Annotated in this window: 12 protein-coding genes; all 12 read right to left on the reverse strand. The window is 69.4% G+C overall.

Annotated features, from left to right (window positions below):
- Positions 1-9: 9 nt before the first annotated feature.
- The 12 genes from OV090_RS46395 to OV090_RS46450 are packed head-to-tail and all read right to left on the reverse strand — an operon-like array spanning position 10 to position 12,928.
- A complete protein-coding gene (locus OV090_RS46395; RefSeq protein WP_346660421.1) occupies positions 10-1,056 on the reverse strand; it encodes a GntG family PLP-dependent aldolase in 1,047 nt (348 codons plus the stop codon).
- Positions 1,049-2,386 carry a lyase family protein gene (locus tag OV090_RS46400; protein ID WP_267711477.1) on the reverse strand — a complete coding sequence of 446 codons (1,338 nt, stop codon included), beginning with the start codon at positions 2,384-2,386 and terminating at the stop codon, positions 1,049-1,051. Before OV090_RS46400 ends, OV090_RS46395 begins: the two co-directional genes overlap by 8 nt.
- Entirely contained in the window at positions 2,335-3,771 is a 1,437-nt protein-coding gene (locus tag OV090_RS46405; protein WP_267711478.1) for an ATP-grasp domain-containing protein, read from the reverse strand. Before OV090_RS46405 ends, OV090_RS46400 begins: the two co-directional genes overlap by 52 nt.
- Entirely contained in the window at positions 3,768-4,841 is a 1,074-nt protein-coding gene (locus tag OV090_RS46410) for a cysteine synthase family protein (RefSeq protein WP_267711479.1), read from the reverse strand. The genes OV090_RS46405 and OV090_RS46410 overlap by 4 nt, the downstream gene beginning before the upstream one ends.
- Positions 4,838-5,536: a hypothetical protein gene (locus OV090_RS46415; protein WP_267711480.1), complete on the reverse strand. Its 699-nt coding sequence runs from the start codon at positions 5,534-5,536 to the stop codon at positions 4,838-4,840. Before OV090_RS46415 ends, OV090_RS46410 begins: the two co-directional genes overlap by 4 nt.
- Positions 5,523-6,452, reverse strand: a complete 930-nt coding sequence (locus OV090_RS46420; RefSeq protein ID WP_267711481.1) for a hypothetical protein — start codon at positions 6,450-6,452, stop codon at positions 5,523-5,525. Before OV090_RS46420 ends, OV090_RS46415 begins: the two co-directional genes overlap by 14 nt.
- 41 nt (positions 6,453-6,493) lie before the next feature.
- On the reverse strand, positions 6,494-7,918 hold the full coding sequence (gene argH / locus OV090_RS46425) for an argininosuccinate lyase (protein WP_267711482.1): 1,425 nt from the start codon (positions 7,916-7,918) through the stop codon (positions 6,494-6,496).
- A 7-nt stretch (positions 7,919-7,925) separates the two neighbouring features.
- Positions 7,926-9,122, reverse strand: coding sequence for an argininosuccinate synthase (locus OV090_RS46430; RefSeq protein ID WP_267711483.1), 1,197 nt, complete (start codon positions 9,120-9,122; stop codon positions 7,926-7,928).
- Positions 9,123-9,127: 5 nt separating this feature from the next.
- A complete protein-coding gene (locus tag OV090_RS46435; RefSeq protein WP_267711484.1) occupies positions 9,128-9,955 on the reverse strand; it encodes a formyltransferase family protein in 828 nt (275 codons plus the stop codon).
- A gap of 20 nt (positions 9,956-9,975) precedes the next feature.
- Positions 9,976-11,043: a hypothetical protein gene (locus OV090_RS46440; RefSeq protein WP_267711485.1), complete on the reverse strand. Its 1,068-nt coding sequence runs from the start codon at positions 11,041-11,043 to the stop codon at positions 9,976-9,978.
- Positions 11,040-12,002 carry a histidinol-phosphate transaminase gene (locus tag OV090_RS46445; protein ID WP_267711486.1) on the reverse strand — a complete coding sequence of 321 codons (963 nt, stop codon included), beginning with the start codon at positions 12,000-12,002 and terminating at the stop codon, positions 11,040-11,042. Before OV090_RS46445 ends, OV090_RS46440 begins: the two co-directional genes overlap by 4 nt.
- Positions 12,003-12,022: 20 nt before the next feature.
- A complete protein-coding gene (locus tag OV090_RS46450; RefSeq protein ID WP_267711487.1) occupies positions 12,023-12,928 on the reverse strand; it encodes a cupin-like domain-containing protein in 906 nt (301 codons plus the stop codon).
- Positions 12,929-12,934: the final 6 nt, after the last annotated feature.

The following is a 12,934-nucleotide window of genomic DNA, read 5'->3' on the forward strand; positions in this document are numbered from 1 at the left end:
GGCGCAGCGCTAGCGGTGGGCTCCGGCCGACAAGATCGAGCGGACCGCGGCGGCGGCGGCCTTGACGTCCTCGTCGCCGATCATGTAGTGGACGACGGCCCGGACCACGCCGTCGCGCAGGGTCCCCATTCGCACGCCGCGGCGCGACAGCAGTGCCAGGAAGTCCGCGGTCGACAGGTCGTCGCGCTCGACGCGAAAGAAGAGCATGTTGGTCTCGATCACCGGCGGCGTGAGGCGGACGCCGGGGACCTCGCGCAGCAGCTCTGCCAACCGGGCCGCGCGCCGATGGTCCTCCGCCAGCCGCTCGACCATCGTCGAGAGCGCGACGATCCCCGCGCTCGCCATGACTCCGGCCTGGCGCAGGCCGCCGCCGAGCAGCTTGCGGTAGCGCTTGACCCGATCGATGAAGGCCCGGCGGCCGCACACCATCGAGCCGAACGGCGCCGCCAGCCCCTTCGACAGGCAGAACTGCACCGAATCGGCGTCGCGGGCCAGCTCCGCCGCGCTGCGCCCCGTCGCTACCGCGGCGTTGAACAGGCGCGCCCCGTCGAGGTGAATCGGCAGGCCGTGCTCGTCTGCCAGCGCCCGCACTGCTGCGACGTAGGCCGCCGGCAGCACGCGCCCGCCCATCTGGCAGTGCGGGTTCTCGAGCACGAGCACCCCCGCCGGCGCGCATTGATGATCCGAGCGATCGCGGATCGCCGCCCGCAGATCGGCCAGCGCCAGGGTCCCGTCGAGCTGCGTGGCGACCGGGTGCAGCGGCAGGCCGCCGACGACCGAGACGCTGCCGGCCTCGAAGTCGTAGAGATCGGTGCGGTCGCCGAGGATGACCTCGTGGCCGCGCGGGCAGTGGGCGAGCAGCGCGGTCAGGTTGCCCTGCGTCCCGCTGCACACCAGCGCCGCGTCCTCCTTGCCGAGCATCTCCGCCGCCAGCGCCTCGAGCCGCGTCACGGTCGGGTCCTCGCCGTAACAGGCGTCGCCGACCTCGGCGTTGAACATCGCCTGGCGCATCGCCGCGGTCGGCTGGGTCACCGTGTCGCTGAGCATGTCAATCATCGGATCCTCCCGCGCCCGGGTCAGTGACTCGCGCGATCAAGGCCTGGACCGCCGCGCTGCGCCGGCGCTCCGCGACGCTCCAGCTCGAGCTCCGCCGGTGAAACTCGTCGGCGTCCCGCCGCAGCGCGCCGCGAGCCTCGCCGAGCTGCTCGCCGACCACGCCCGGGCCGCCGCCGTGACGCAGCGCCCGGGCCGCGGCGCCGACGTCGGCGAATGTCTCTTGGGTCAGCCCCGCCAGCGCCGCCAGCGGATCGCCGCCATCGTCGATGGCGCCGGCGATGCGCGAGCCGACCGCGCGATGAGCCTCGTGAAACGTCATCTGTCCCGCGCGCACCAGGGCGTTGGCGACCTGGGTCGCTACCACCACGCCGCGCCGCGCGAGCGCCTCGCCGCGACCCGGCCGCGGCGTCAGGCCCTCGATCATCAGGCGCAGCAGATCGCAGCTGTCCGCCAGCGCAGTCGCCGACGCTCCGCACTGCGACACGCCCTCGGTGCCGACCTCGATCGCGTTGCTGAAGGGCGTCTTCTGCATCGCGTGCAGCGCGAAGCCCAGCGCGCTCGGCAGCGCCACCAGCTTGCCCTTGACGATCTCGAGCAGGTACGGGTTCTTCTTCTGCGGCATCAGCGACGAGCCGCCGGCCAGCTCGTCCGGCAGCCCGAACAGGCCGACGTCCGCCATTGTCCAGAGCTGCAGGTCCTGGGCGAGGCGGCTGAGGTTCGTGCTGCACACCGCCCAGGCGCCGAGCAGGCGCAGGGCGAGGTCGCGGCTGGCGACTGCATCGAGCGCGCTGCGGTGGCTCGCCGAGAAGCCGAGCAGCTCCGCAGTGACCTGCGGGCGGATGGGAAAGTCGGTCCCCGCCCCGGCGCCTGCCCCCAACGGGCACACCTGCAGATCGTCGAAGAGCTGCGCGAGCGCCTGCTGGTCGCGCGCCAGCGCGGCGTCCAGCGACCACAAGTAATACGCGAGCACCCCGGGCTGGCCCGGCTGGAATTGGCTATACACCGGCAGGACCACGTCCAACGTGTCCGCGGCCTTGGCCAGCAGCGCGGCCCGCAGGCGCCACAGCGCGCGGAAGGTGTGCGTCAACCACTCGCGCGCCTCGAGCTTGAACAGGCACGCGTGGATGTCGTTGCGCGAGCGCGCTGTGTGGACTGCGCCGGCGACCTGCGGCCCGAGCCGGGCGATCAGCGCCTGCTCGTACAGCGAATAGATGCCCCGCGGCGCCTGCCGGTCGACGAGCTCCGCGAAGCGAGCGGCCCGCATCGCCGCGATCTCCGTCAACACCGGCGCGACCGCGGCCGCGTCGAGGATGCTCGCCTCGACCAGCATGAGCAGGTGCGCCTCGTCGATGGCCGCGAGGCGCTCGAGCTCGGCGATGCGCTCGGTCGGCGGCGGCAGCTTGCGGACGATCTCGAGCGCCTCGGGCGTGAGCAGCTTGCGGATGCGACCTCGTCGCCCGCTCGCGGCGCGCTCAGCTGCACCACCTCGTGCGCGAGCATCGACCGCAGCGCCTGGTCCAGCACCTCCGGGCGCTCGCTGGCGGCGATGACGTAGGCCAGGCGGTCGCGGAAGTCGCCCTGCGGCTCGACGTGCGTCCCGACCGGCTTGAGCGCGGCGAACACCGCCTCCACGTCGTCGGTCCGCGGCTCGCCGAGCGGCGAGTGCAGCGCCTCGACCACGCCCGCTCGCTCGGCGGCGAAGAAGCGGATCGCAGCGCAGCGCTCGCGCACCGGCGTCAGCTCGACCTCGCGGCCGGCGAAGAAGTCGACGACCGCGCCCAGGAGGTCGACGCCGATCGCCATCTCGACGACCTTCGGGATCATCCCGCCGGCCAGGCGCGGGTTGATCTCGATGATCGCGGGCCGACCGTCGCTGCCCAAGCGGCACTCGACGTGGGACGGGCCCGCGCGGTAGCCGACGGCGCGCAGCGCCTCCGTCACCAATGATTGCAGCGCGCGCCCGGTCGCCGGGCCGACGCGAGCGGGGAAGTCGTGGCCCATCTCGACGAAGAACGGCGCTGCCCCGAGGTGCTTCTTGGTGATGCCGACGACGTGGTCGCGACCGCCGACGCTGAACACCTCGACGGAGAATTCCTCGCCGGGTAGAAACGCCTGGATCAGGATGTCCGGCGGCACCGCGATGCCGCGTTCGTTGCGCGGCTCGCCCAGCATCTTCCTGCCCACTGCCAGCAGCTCGGCCGCGGTGGCCACCAGGCGCACGCCGACGCTGCCGGAGCCGAAGATCGGCTTGACCACCACCGGGAACTTCAGCTTCGGCGCCAGCTGCTCGAGCAGCGCCGGCGCGTCGACCTGGAAGGTCTCGGGCGCGTTCACGCCGGCCCGCTCGAGCGCTCGCGCGAGCCGGCCCTTGTCGCGACAGTTGCGCACGCCCTCGACGTCCGGCCCCGGGAGCGACAGGCGAGCGGCGACCTGCGCCGCGGTCTCGATGAAGTACTCCGACGTCGACATCACCCCGACGACGTCGCCCTGCTGCGCGAGCAGGCGGCAGATCGCCGCGACGTCGCCGGTGTCGACCACGTGCGGGGCCACCATCTCCGCCGACAAATAGGGGTAGAGCTCCGGCCGCGCGCTCAGGAACAGCACGCGAAAGCCCCGCTCGCGCGCGCGTCGCAGGCACAGCTGCCCCGTGCCCGTGGTGTTGCTCTCGATGAAAACGAAGCTCCCGTTCTCACCGCGCGAGGGCGTCGCGCTCACCACGAGGGCCTCCGACCGAGCTGCTCCATCACCGGGACCACGAGGTGAGGCTGACCGGTCACCTCCGCCAGAGTCCGCCGATCCCACTCGATATAGGCCCACGGCCCGCTCGCCTGCGCCGGGTGGCTCACCCGCGTCGGCGCCTCGGTCGGCACCACGCGGTCGAACTCGTTGGCGGCCAACCACTGCCGATTGAACACAGTGTCCATGTAGCGATAGCCCTCGTCCGGCGCGAGGAACACCACGGTCTTCCCGGGCGCGTGCAGCCACCGCGCCACCTGATACGCCGCGCCCGAGGTCGGGCCGCAGAACAGGCCGAACTCGCTGTGGAGCCGGCGCGTCCACGCGAACGCATCACCGGCCGAGACCCAGTGGACCTCGTCGAAGCACGAGTGATCGAGGTTGCCCGGGTGGATCGAATTACCCAAGCCACGCAGCTTGCGCTTGCCCACCGGCAGGCCGAACAGCACGCTGCCGAACGTGTCGACCCCGACCAGCTTGATCGACGGATCGATCTCTCGCAGCGTCTTGATCGTCCCGCACGACGACCCGCCCGAGCCGACGGTCGCCACCACCACGATGTCGGTGCCGAGCGTGTTCAGCAGCTGCTCGGCGAACTCGCGGTAGGCCCGCTGGTTGTCGAGGTTGTCGTACTGTCGCGTCCAGAACGTGCGCGGGTTGTCGCGGATGAGCTCCTGCAGCGCCTCGAGGCGCATCACCTGGATGTTGTTGTCGGTGCCGAGCCCCGAGCCGACGATCTGCACCTTGCCGCCGAGGTGTTGCAGCAGCTCCTCGAGCCGGTCGTCGATCGCCGCGTCGCTGACGATGTGGAACGGGATCCCCTTCTCCGCGCAGACGATCCCGATCCCCAGCGCGAACGTCCCGCTCGAGCTCTCCACGATCGGCACGTCGCGGTGGATCTCCCCGCGCGCGATCCCGCGTTCGATGATGTACTTGGCCGGCAGGATCTTCATCAGGCGAAACGACGCCACCACCAGGTTCGGCCCCAGGCCGATCAGCGACGGGTCGCACAGCGAGCTCGACCTGTTGTCAAAGATCTTGGCGTTCATGTGCTGACCCTCCGCGAACGGTCGCGCCGGCGGATCTCGGCGAGGAAGGCGTCGATCCTCGGGCTCAGCCCCGCGCACTTGCGGGTCATCTCGCCCCATTCGGCCTCGGTGAACGGATCGGGCTCGCCGAGCAGCGCGCGCTGGTAGTCCCACTCGAGGCCGCGCTCGACGAGCGTCGCCATCTCGGCGGCGAACTTGCTGCGATCGAGGGTGTGACGCGGGAACGACTGGAACGACGCGGCGTCGCGTTCGGGGCGCTCGCACACCTCGTCGAGGTGGAGCTGGCCGTGGTCGCACTTGCGGATCCGCAGATAATGGCGGCGGCCGCCCGGCGCCTGGATCGCCAGCGAATACAGCCCCGGCTCGACCCGCCCGCCCCCGCCGATCCGGGCCCCCGGCAGCCGGTAATAGCCGATCTCGTCCGGAGTGACGTGGACGACCTCGAGCTCCGAGTATTTGACCATCGAGCGGTGGCGGAAGCTCGACACCAGATATTCGCGCGCGTCGAGCCGATGCACCCAGTAGAGGATCACGGGGTGCAGGCGGACCACGCAGGCGAAGGCTTCGAACAGCGCGGTCAGCTCGGGCGGATCGAGCACGTCGAAGGCGTCCTCGCGGTAGAACAGCCGGCGCAGGAACGGACGCTGGCGCCGCTTGCCCGCGAACGGAGACGCGTGTGCCTCAGGTCCGGTCAAAGCTGCTCCAGTCCAGAGTGCTCGGCGGCCGCATCGGCGCCTTGAGGGCCGTGTAGACCTCGACCTGCCCGTAGGGCCGCAATTCCGCCTGGGCCCGCTCGCAGCGCGCCGCGTGGTCGGCCTCGGTGCGGTCGTACAGGATCCCGAGGCACGTCCCGCTGTGCGTGGTGATGAGGCCCGCGCCGCCGGTCTGCTCGCACACCGCATGCATCAAATCGAGGTACTTCTTGCGGTTGAACCGCTGATTGACGTACGCGCTGGTGGTCGACACCTCGCCCACCGCGTGCAGGTCACCGCGCTGGAACCCGCGGCGGATCCGGTCGAGCATCTCGCGGAACCGTCGCTTCTCTTCGAGCGAATAGTGAGCGGCGCCGCGCCGGTGGTACTCGAGGGTCTCGATCTGCCCGCCCTCGTCGAGCGACAGCACCTCGACCTGCGGCAGAAAGCCGAGCCGCTCGAGCAGCGCCCCCTTGACGTGGAAGTAGGCCACCGACTCCGAGAACATCACCCCGTCGGTCGGCTCGACCTCGCTGAGGCTGCGGCACAGCTCGTCGACCGGCAGCTCGAAGCCGAGGTGGGCCTCGATCGCCCGCGCGGTGGCGACGAGGTCGGCCGACGAGCTGCTGAGGCCCTTGCCGCACGGGATCTCGCTGGCCAGGAACAGCTGGCCGCCGCCGCTCTCGCCGTACTTGCGCAGCAGGCTCTGGGCCAGCCGCTGCGATTTGGTCTTCCAGCGCGGGCACACCTCGAGCGTCTCGCTCTCGTCGGAGCGGTAGAAGTGGGCCACCGCGTGGCGCTCGATCGGCAGCGTGACGAGGAAGTCCTCGCCGTCAGGCAAAGCCCCCTGCAGCAGCTCCCCGAAGGAACCAAAGGAGACGCCGGAAGCTGCGGTTCCCTCGGGTAGCGACCAAGACACGTTCGGCTCCGATCGAATGGCAAGGGTGAATGGGCGCGCTCTCAACCTGCGTCGCGCCCCCGTCGTGATTCGTAGTCGTCGAGCAGCTCCCCGAGCTCCTGCAGCAGGGCCGGCAGGGCGGCGTCGCCGCAGGAGCCGACGGAGTTCTTCTTCGCGGCGATCTCGCGGACGCTCATCGCCTGGATGTCCTCGTCGAACAGCTCGCTGGCGTCGCGCAGGACGTCGAGCGGGAGCTCCGAGACGTCGACGCCGTCGGCTTCCGCCCGCTTGACCAGCCCGCCGACGAGGCGGTGAGCGTCGCGGAAGGGCAGGCCCTTCTTGACCAGATAATTGGCGTACTCGGTGGCGAGGATGTGCCCGCTGCGGGTCGCGGCGGTCATGCGCTCGGCCGACGGCGTCATCGTCTGGACGACGTCGCCGATGAGCGCCAGCGAGGACATGCAGTTGTCGAGCGCGGAGAACCACGCCGTCTTGTCCTCCTGCAGGTCCTTGTTGTAGCCGAGCGGCAGCGACTTGCAGATCACCAGCAGGCTCGTCGCGTTGCCGACGACGACGCCGGACTTGCCGCGGACGAGCTCGAGCACGTCCGGGTTCTTCTTCTGCGGCATGATCGAGCTGCCGGTGCACAGCGCGTCGTCGAGCGCGAGGAACCCGAACTCCTGGCTGCTGAAGGTGATGATCTCCTCGGACAGCCGCGACAGCGTGATCATCAGGATCGCCGCGTGATTGACGAACTCGAGCAGGTAGTCGCGGTTGGAGACGGCGTCGATGCTGCTGCGGGTCGGCCGCGAGAAGCCGAGCAGGCGGGCCGACAGGCGCCGGTCGATGCCGAGGCTGGTCCCCGTCGAGGCGCAGGCGCCCAGCGGGCACTCGTCGGCCCGCCGCAGGGCGTCCTCGAAGCGGCTGCGGTCGCGCTCGAGCATGACGACGTAGGTCGCCAGCCAGTGCGCATAATGGGTGAACTCCGCCCGCTGCAGGTGCGTGTACGACGGCATGATCAGGTCGGCGTGCCGCCGGCAATGGGCGTACAGCTCGACCTGGCAGGCGTGGATCGCGTCGATCAGCGCGCGCGTCGAGCGGCGGAAATACAGCCGCTGCGCGGTGGCCTGCTGGTCGTTGCGGCTGCGCGCCGAATGGGTCTTCTTGCCGAGCTGGCCGACCTTGTCGACCAGCAGCGCCTCGAGGTTCATGTGGATGTCCTCGAGCCGCGGCGCCAGCTTGATCGCGCCGGCGCGCCACTCCGCGAGGACCTCGTCGAGCGCCTGCTGCAGCGCCCGGTGCTCGCCGTCGTCGAGCAGGCCCACCGCGTTCAGCATGCTGACGTGCGCCTTGGTGCCCTCGACGTCGCACTCGAACAGCCGCTCCTCGATCGGCAGGCTGGTGTTGAACGCGGTCAGCCGCGCCGACATGCCGCGGGCGAAGCGGCCCGACCAGGGGTTCTCGTGCGAGCGGTCTGCCGGGTCCATCGCTACCTCACCCCTTCCGCGTCGCCTCGAGGCGGACCCGCATGCTGATGGTGTTGAGGAACCCGGTGGCGTCCTCGCCGCGGATGTCCTCGCCGCGGTGCAGCGTCACCATGTCGCGCGAGTACAGCGAGCGCTCCGAGGCCACCCGCGTGGCCCGGTGCGAGCCCTTGTAGAGGTCGACCCACACGTCGCCGCTGACGAACCGCTGGCTGGCGTCGATGAGCGCCTGCATCACCCGCCGCTCCTCGCTGAACCACAGCCCGCGGTAGACCACGTCGCCGTAATCGTCGGTCAGCAGGTTGCGCAGGCGCTCGACGTCGCGGCCCAGAGTGACCTTCTCGAGGTGCTCGTGGCTGGTGTGGAGGAGGACGAGCGCCGGGTTCTCGAAGATGCCGCGGACCTTGAGCCCGTTGATGCGGTTCTCGACGATGTCCTGCAGGCCGACCCCGTTGCGCCCGCCGATCTCGTTGAGCCGGCGGACGAGCTCGACCGGGCCGAGCTCGTCGCCGTTGACGGCCGCGGGCACGCCCTCGCGGTAGGTGATCCGCACGGTCTCGACGCGGTCGGGGGCCTCGGTCGGCGGGGTGATCCACGCCGCGTGCTCCCAGCGGAACGGGTTCTCGACGTGCTCGAGGTAGCCGCCCTCGGTGGTCCGGTGGGCCAGGTTCTCGTCGTGGCTCAGCAGGTCGCCGGCGCTGTGCTCGAGCGGGACGCGGTGCCGCTCGCAGTACTCGAGCAGGTCCTCGCGCGACTTGAGCGACCACATCCGCCACGGCGCGACTGTCCGCAGCTCGGGCGCGAGCGACTGCGCGGCCAGCTCGAAGCGCACCTGGTCGTTGCCCTTCTGCGTGCAGCCGTGGGCGAGGACGTCGACGCCGTGGTCACGCGCATAGCCGACGAGGCCCTGGACGATCGCCGGCCGCGCCAGCGGCGTGCCCAGCAGGTAGGTCCGCTCGTACCGCGCGTTGGCCTTGAGCGCCGGAAACACGAAGTCGCGGATGAAGGTCTCCTTGAGGTCGGCGAGCACGAACTGGTCGGCGCCGGCGGCCAGAGCCCGCTCGTGGATCCGCGCCCAGTCCTCTTTTTGCCCGAGGTCCGCGCAGTAGGCGGTCACCTTGCAATCGAAGTGCTGCTTGAGGAAGTGGAGCCCCGCCGAGGTGTCGAGCCCTCCGGAGTAGGCGAGGAGAATGTGCTTCGGCTTCATGTTCGTCACCTCGATGTCTTGGTCCTGAGGGGCTCCCGCGTGCCGGGAATGACCACGGTCTGCTCGCCGACCTCGTTCAGGCTCACGGCCACGCTGTAGCGCTTGCCGTCGAGCTCGATCGTGCAGCCGCCGCGCTCCCCGAAGGTGAACACGCGCAGCAGGTCGACGAACTCCCGCGCCGTGTAGCGCTGCTCCGGGTCGAGCTCGCGGATCGCGTTGGCCTGCGCGATCTTCTTGAAGGTGCCTTTGTGCCGCTGCGGGAACACGTGGTACGACTGGTCCTCCAGCGACGGCCAGGTCGCCTGAAACAGCCGGATCGACTCCTGCAGGTGCTTGTCGTAGATGACGACGCCGGTGTCGGCCTTGTCGACGCGCACGCGGCTCTGACTGATGATAGGCCCGGCGTCGACCTCGGAGACCATGCGGTGGATGCTGACCCCCGCCGGCGTACCGTCGAGCTCGGCCCAGGCGTAGTAATAGAAGCCCTTGTTGTAGGGCAGATAACCGGGGTGGAGGTTGATCGAGTCGCGCCTGGCGACCTGCAGGAAGCGCGCGTCGAGGATGTAGTCGAAGTAGATCGAGACGACGAAGTCCGGCGCGAGCGGACGGATCCGGGCGTCGAACTCCGCCCGCGCCGTCTGGATGTCGATCATCTCGACGCCGTGCTCGCCGCACAGCGCCGCGATCTCCTCGCCGCACACGACGTTGTGCGCGGGGTGGACGATGACCGCCGGCACCCGCACCTTTTCGCGCCCAAGCAGGTAGCGGAGCGCCTCCAGCCCCGGCACGTTGTCGATGCAGGGAAGCACGATGATCGGCGTCGCGTCTGGCATGATTCAGCGCTCCTTCCTGGCTACTCCGCGGCGGGCTTGAGGACGTAACAGATGCCGAACCCGGTCGGGTCCGCCTTGGCGCTCGTGACCTCGCGGATGACGATCTCGTAGCCAGACTCGGCGAAGATCTCGTCCCAGCGCTGTTTGGGCAGCAGCAGCTGATTCGTGAAGGGGTGGAGCAGAAAGTACGGGTTGTAGTAACCGAGCCCCACCGGCGACTGCATGGCCTCGCGGTTGTCGATGTCGTAATCGACCTCCATCACCATGAGGTAGCTGCGGGCGAACTTGGTCCGCATGCGGCGGAGATAGGCGACGAGCGCGTCGTGACCGATCTGGGCGATGATCTCCTGCAGCACGAAGCCCATGAGGATGAAGTCGGGCTCCTCCTCGATCTCGTAGTCGAGGGCGTCGACGTTGACGAGCCGCACCTGCCCCTCGAGCCCGAAGTCGGCGATCTTCTGCAGTCCCGCCTGGTAGGCGTCGCGGTCGGGCTCGATGCCGACGGCCCGGATGCCGCCGAGCTCGCGCGCCAAAGTGCACAGATACAGGGCGTTGCCGCAGCCGAAGTCGACGATGTCGGTGGCGTCGGGCTTGACGCGCCGGATGAAGTCCTTGGTGATGGGGATGGTGTCGTACTGGGAGATCTCGCAGCTCCCGGTGCCGACCCACTTGCCGTTGCGCGCGTAGGCCCCGGCCCCCTTTCGCAACATCGCGCCGACGTTGGCGAAGATGTTCTCGTAGCCGCCGACGAGGATCTTGAACCAACCCTCGTAGTGCTCGAACCGCTCGCCGTACTCGGAGAGGCGAAAGCTCGGCGCGTCCGCGGGCCCGTCCTTGTTCAAGATGCCCTCGACCGCGAGGTACTCGAACACGGTGCGCAGGAGGTAGGCGTCGAAGCCGCGCTGGGCCGCGATCTCCTCCAGGCTCCGCTGCTCCCGGAGGTCGTCGAAGACGCCCTCCTGCATCATCTGCCAGATCACCTTGGCCCCGACGAAGCCGCGGATGTAATCGAGGGTCTTGCCGAGCCCCGGCTGGAACCAGGGGGCGTCGAGCAGCTCGGCGATCGACGGTGTTGCACCTGCAGTCATGGCTCGCGCCCTCCCGCGTATTCGCTCATCGCCGCCAGCAATCGGTCGTTGTCGGCCGTCAGCCCGACGCTGATGCGGACGTGGCCTGCGAGGCCGAAGCGCTCGGTGTTCGAGACGCGGATCCGCCGCTCGCGGAGGAATGCGTCGATGGGGTGATCGGGTCTGTTCTTCACCAACACGAAGTTCCCGGCCGAGGGGTAGACGCGCAGGCCGAGGCGCGCGAGGCCCTCGCGGATGCGCTCGCGCTCGGCCACGGTGCGCTCGACGTGCCGCGCGCGCAGGCCGTCGTGGGCGAGCGCCGCCTCGAGCGCGTGCAGCTCGAGCACGCCGACGTTGCAGTACCACTGCTTGCGCTTGATGGAGGCGATGACATCGGCCTCGCCGAACACCGCCCCGAGCCGCGCACCGGCGAGGCCGAACGACTTGGAGAACGAGCGGAACACGAACAGGCCGCCGCCGAACGCGGGGCAGCCGGCGCTCTTGCCGGCGTAGTCGACGTAGGTCTCGTCGATGCAGACCTTGCCGGCCCGCGCCCGGATCGTCGCCAGCTCGTCGGAGGACAGCGGCCGCCCGGTCGGATTCGACGGATCGGCGAGGAACACGAAGTCGTCCGAAGTCAGCCGCTCGAGGTCCTCCGGGTGCAGCGCGAACTCCTCGGTGAGGCGGATCTCGAGGTGGCGACAGCCGTGGATCCGGATCCGTCCGATGTACCCGTCAAACCCCGGCCAGGCGGTGGCGTATCGCATGGCCGGGAATTCGTGGCTCAGCCGGTCGAAGGCCTCGTCGATCCCCCGCACCAGCGCCAGGTTCGCCGGCGAGCACTCGTAATAGCGCGCCAGCGCGGCGAGGACGCGCGCCTCGGAGTCGAAGGGGTAGCGGTTGACGAGCTCGGCCCCGGCCTGAATACCCGCCTGGATCGGCTGGGCGACCGGCTCGGGGTTCTCGTTGAACGCCAACATCAGATGTCGTGGATCTGCGCTCATGTTCGGCCGTCGGCGTTTCGCGGCGGGGCGTTGACCCCGGCGCGCTCGTTGACTTGATCCCAGCCCCGCCCGGCGCGCAGCCGGCTCCACGTGTCGCTCACGTACTCCGGCAGCAGCTTGAACAGCTGGCCGTAGGTGATGAAAAACGACGAGATCGAGATCGAGATGTCCAGCGACCGCACCGCGTGCCCCCAATTGCGCGGGATGTGCAACATCTCGCCGGGCTCGATGACCGTGCGGTACGGCGTACAATCGCGGTAGTTCGGCCAGGCGTCCAGATCCGGCGCCTCGACGTCGACCGGGCTGAACGACGGTCGCTCGAACTGGCCGATATAGAGGTTCTTCCGCGCCTGCTCCGGCGGGAACAGGTACACCAGCTTGCGACCCGTCAGCTGGATCAGGAAGTTCGGCATCGGGTCCTGGTGGAGCGGCGTCATCGTCCCCCTGGGCCCGATCCACAGGTACGAGTCCATGTGGGCGCCGGGGATGTACTTGATGCAGTGCCGGAGGTACGGGTTCTCGTGGATGTCGGCGCGCAGCCCCTTGAAGCACCGTCGAAACGGGTGCTGGGCCATGTAGTACATGTGATCGGGCTTCTCCTTGAGGATCCGGATCAGCTCGCCGACCTTCATGTCCTGGAATTTGAGGTGCTTGACGTACTCCTGGGGGCTGTTCTTGCCCTCTCCCCGCTCCCCAGGCTCGAAGCGCTCGATGCCCACGGTCTCGTGGCCGAAGTTGGCCGCGAAGAAATCGAGCGTCCACTTGTTGTGCTTGAAAGCGGGCCAATCGTCGATGGCCCCGGAGATCTTCACGGGCACCTGCGGGCCCAAGAACCGGGCGCGAAAATCCGCCAGGCTCGGCCGTTGCAGCGCCTCGATCTCGAGATACTCATTGTAGGGCATGGAATC

Origin of the sequence: Nannocystis sp. RBIL2, from assembly GCF_026626745.1 — a bacterium.
Classification (GTDB): Bacteria; Myxococcota_A; Polyangia; order Nannocystales; family Nannocystaceae; genus Nannocystis.

Excerpts from the sequence above, each read along its gene's own strand:
- OV090_RS46450 (WP_267711487.1), bottom strand. The coding sequence starts at position 12,928 with ATGCCCTACAATGAGTATCTCGAGATCGAGGCGCTGCAACGGCCGAGC.
- OV090_RS46445 (WP_267711486.1), bottom strand. The coding sequence starts at position 12,002 with ATGTTGGCGTTCAACGAGAACCCCGAGCCGGTCGCCCAGCCGATCCAG.
- OV090_RS46440 (WP_267711485.1), bottom strand. The coding sequence starts at position 11,043 with ATGACTGCAGGTGCAACACCGTCGATCGCCGAGCTGCTCGACGCCCCC.
- OV090_RS46400 (WP_267711477.1), bottom strand. The coding sequence starts at position 2,386 with ATGCTGGTCGAGGCGAGCATCCTCGACGCGGCCGCGGTCGCGCCGGTG.
- OV090_RS46395 (WP_346660421.1), bottom strand. The coding sequence starts at position 1,056 with ATGATTGACATGCTCAGCGACACGGTGACCCAGCCGACCGCGGCGATG.
- OV090_RS46435 (WP_267711484.1), bottom strand. The coding sequence starts at position 9,955 with ATGCCAGACGCGACGCCGATCATCGTGCTTCCCTGCATCGACAACGTG.
- argH (WP_267711482.1), bottom strand. The coding sequence starts at position 7,918 with ATGGACCCGGCAGACCGCTCGCACGAGAACCCCTGGTCGGGCCGCTTC.
- OV090_RS46430 (WP_267711483.1), bottom strand. The coding sequence starts at position 9,122 with ATGAAGCCGAAGCACATTCTCCTCGCCTACTCCGGAGGGCTCGACACC.
- OV090_RS46410 (WP_267711479.1), bottom strand. The coding sequence starts at position 4,841 with ATGAACGCCAAGATCTTTGACAACAGGTCGAGCTCGCTGTGCGACCCG.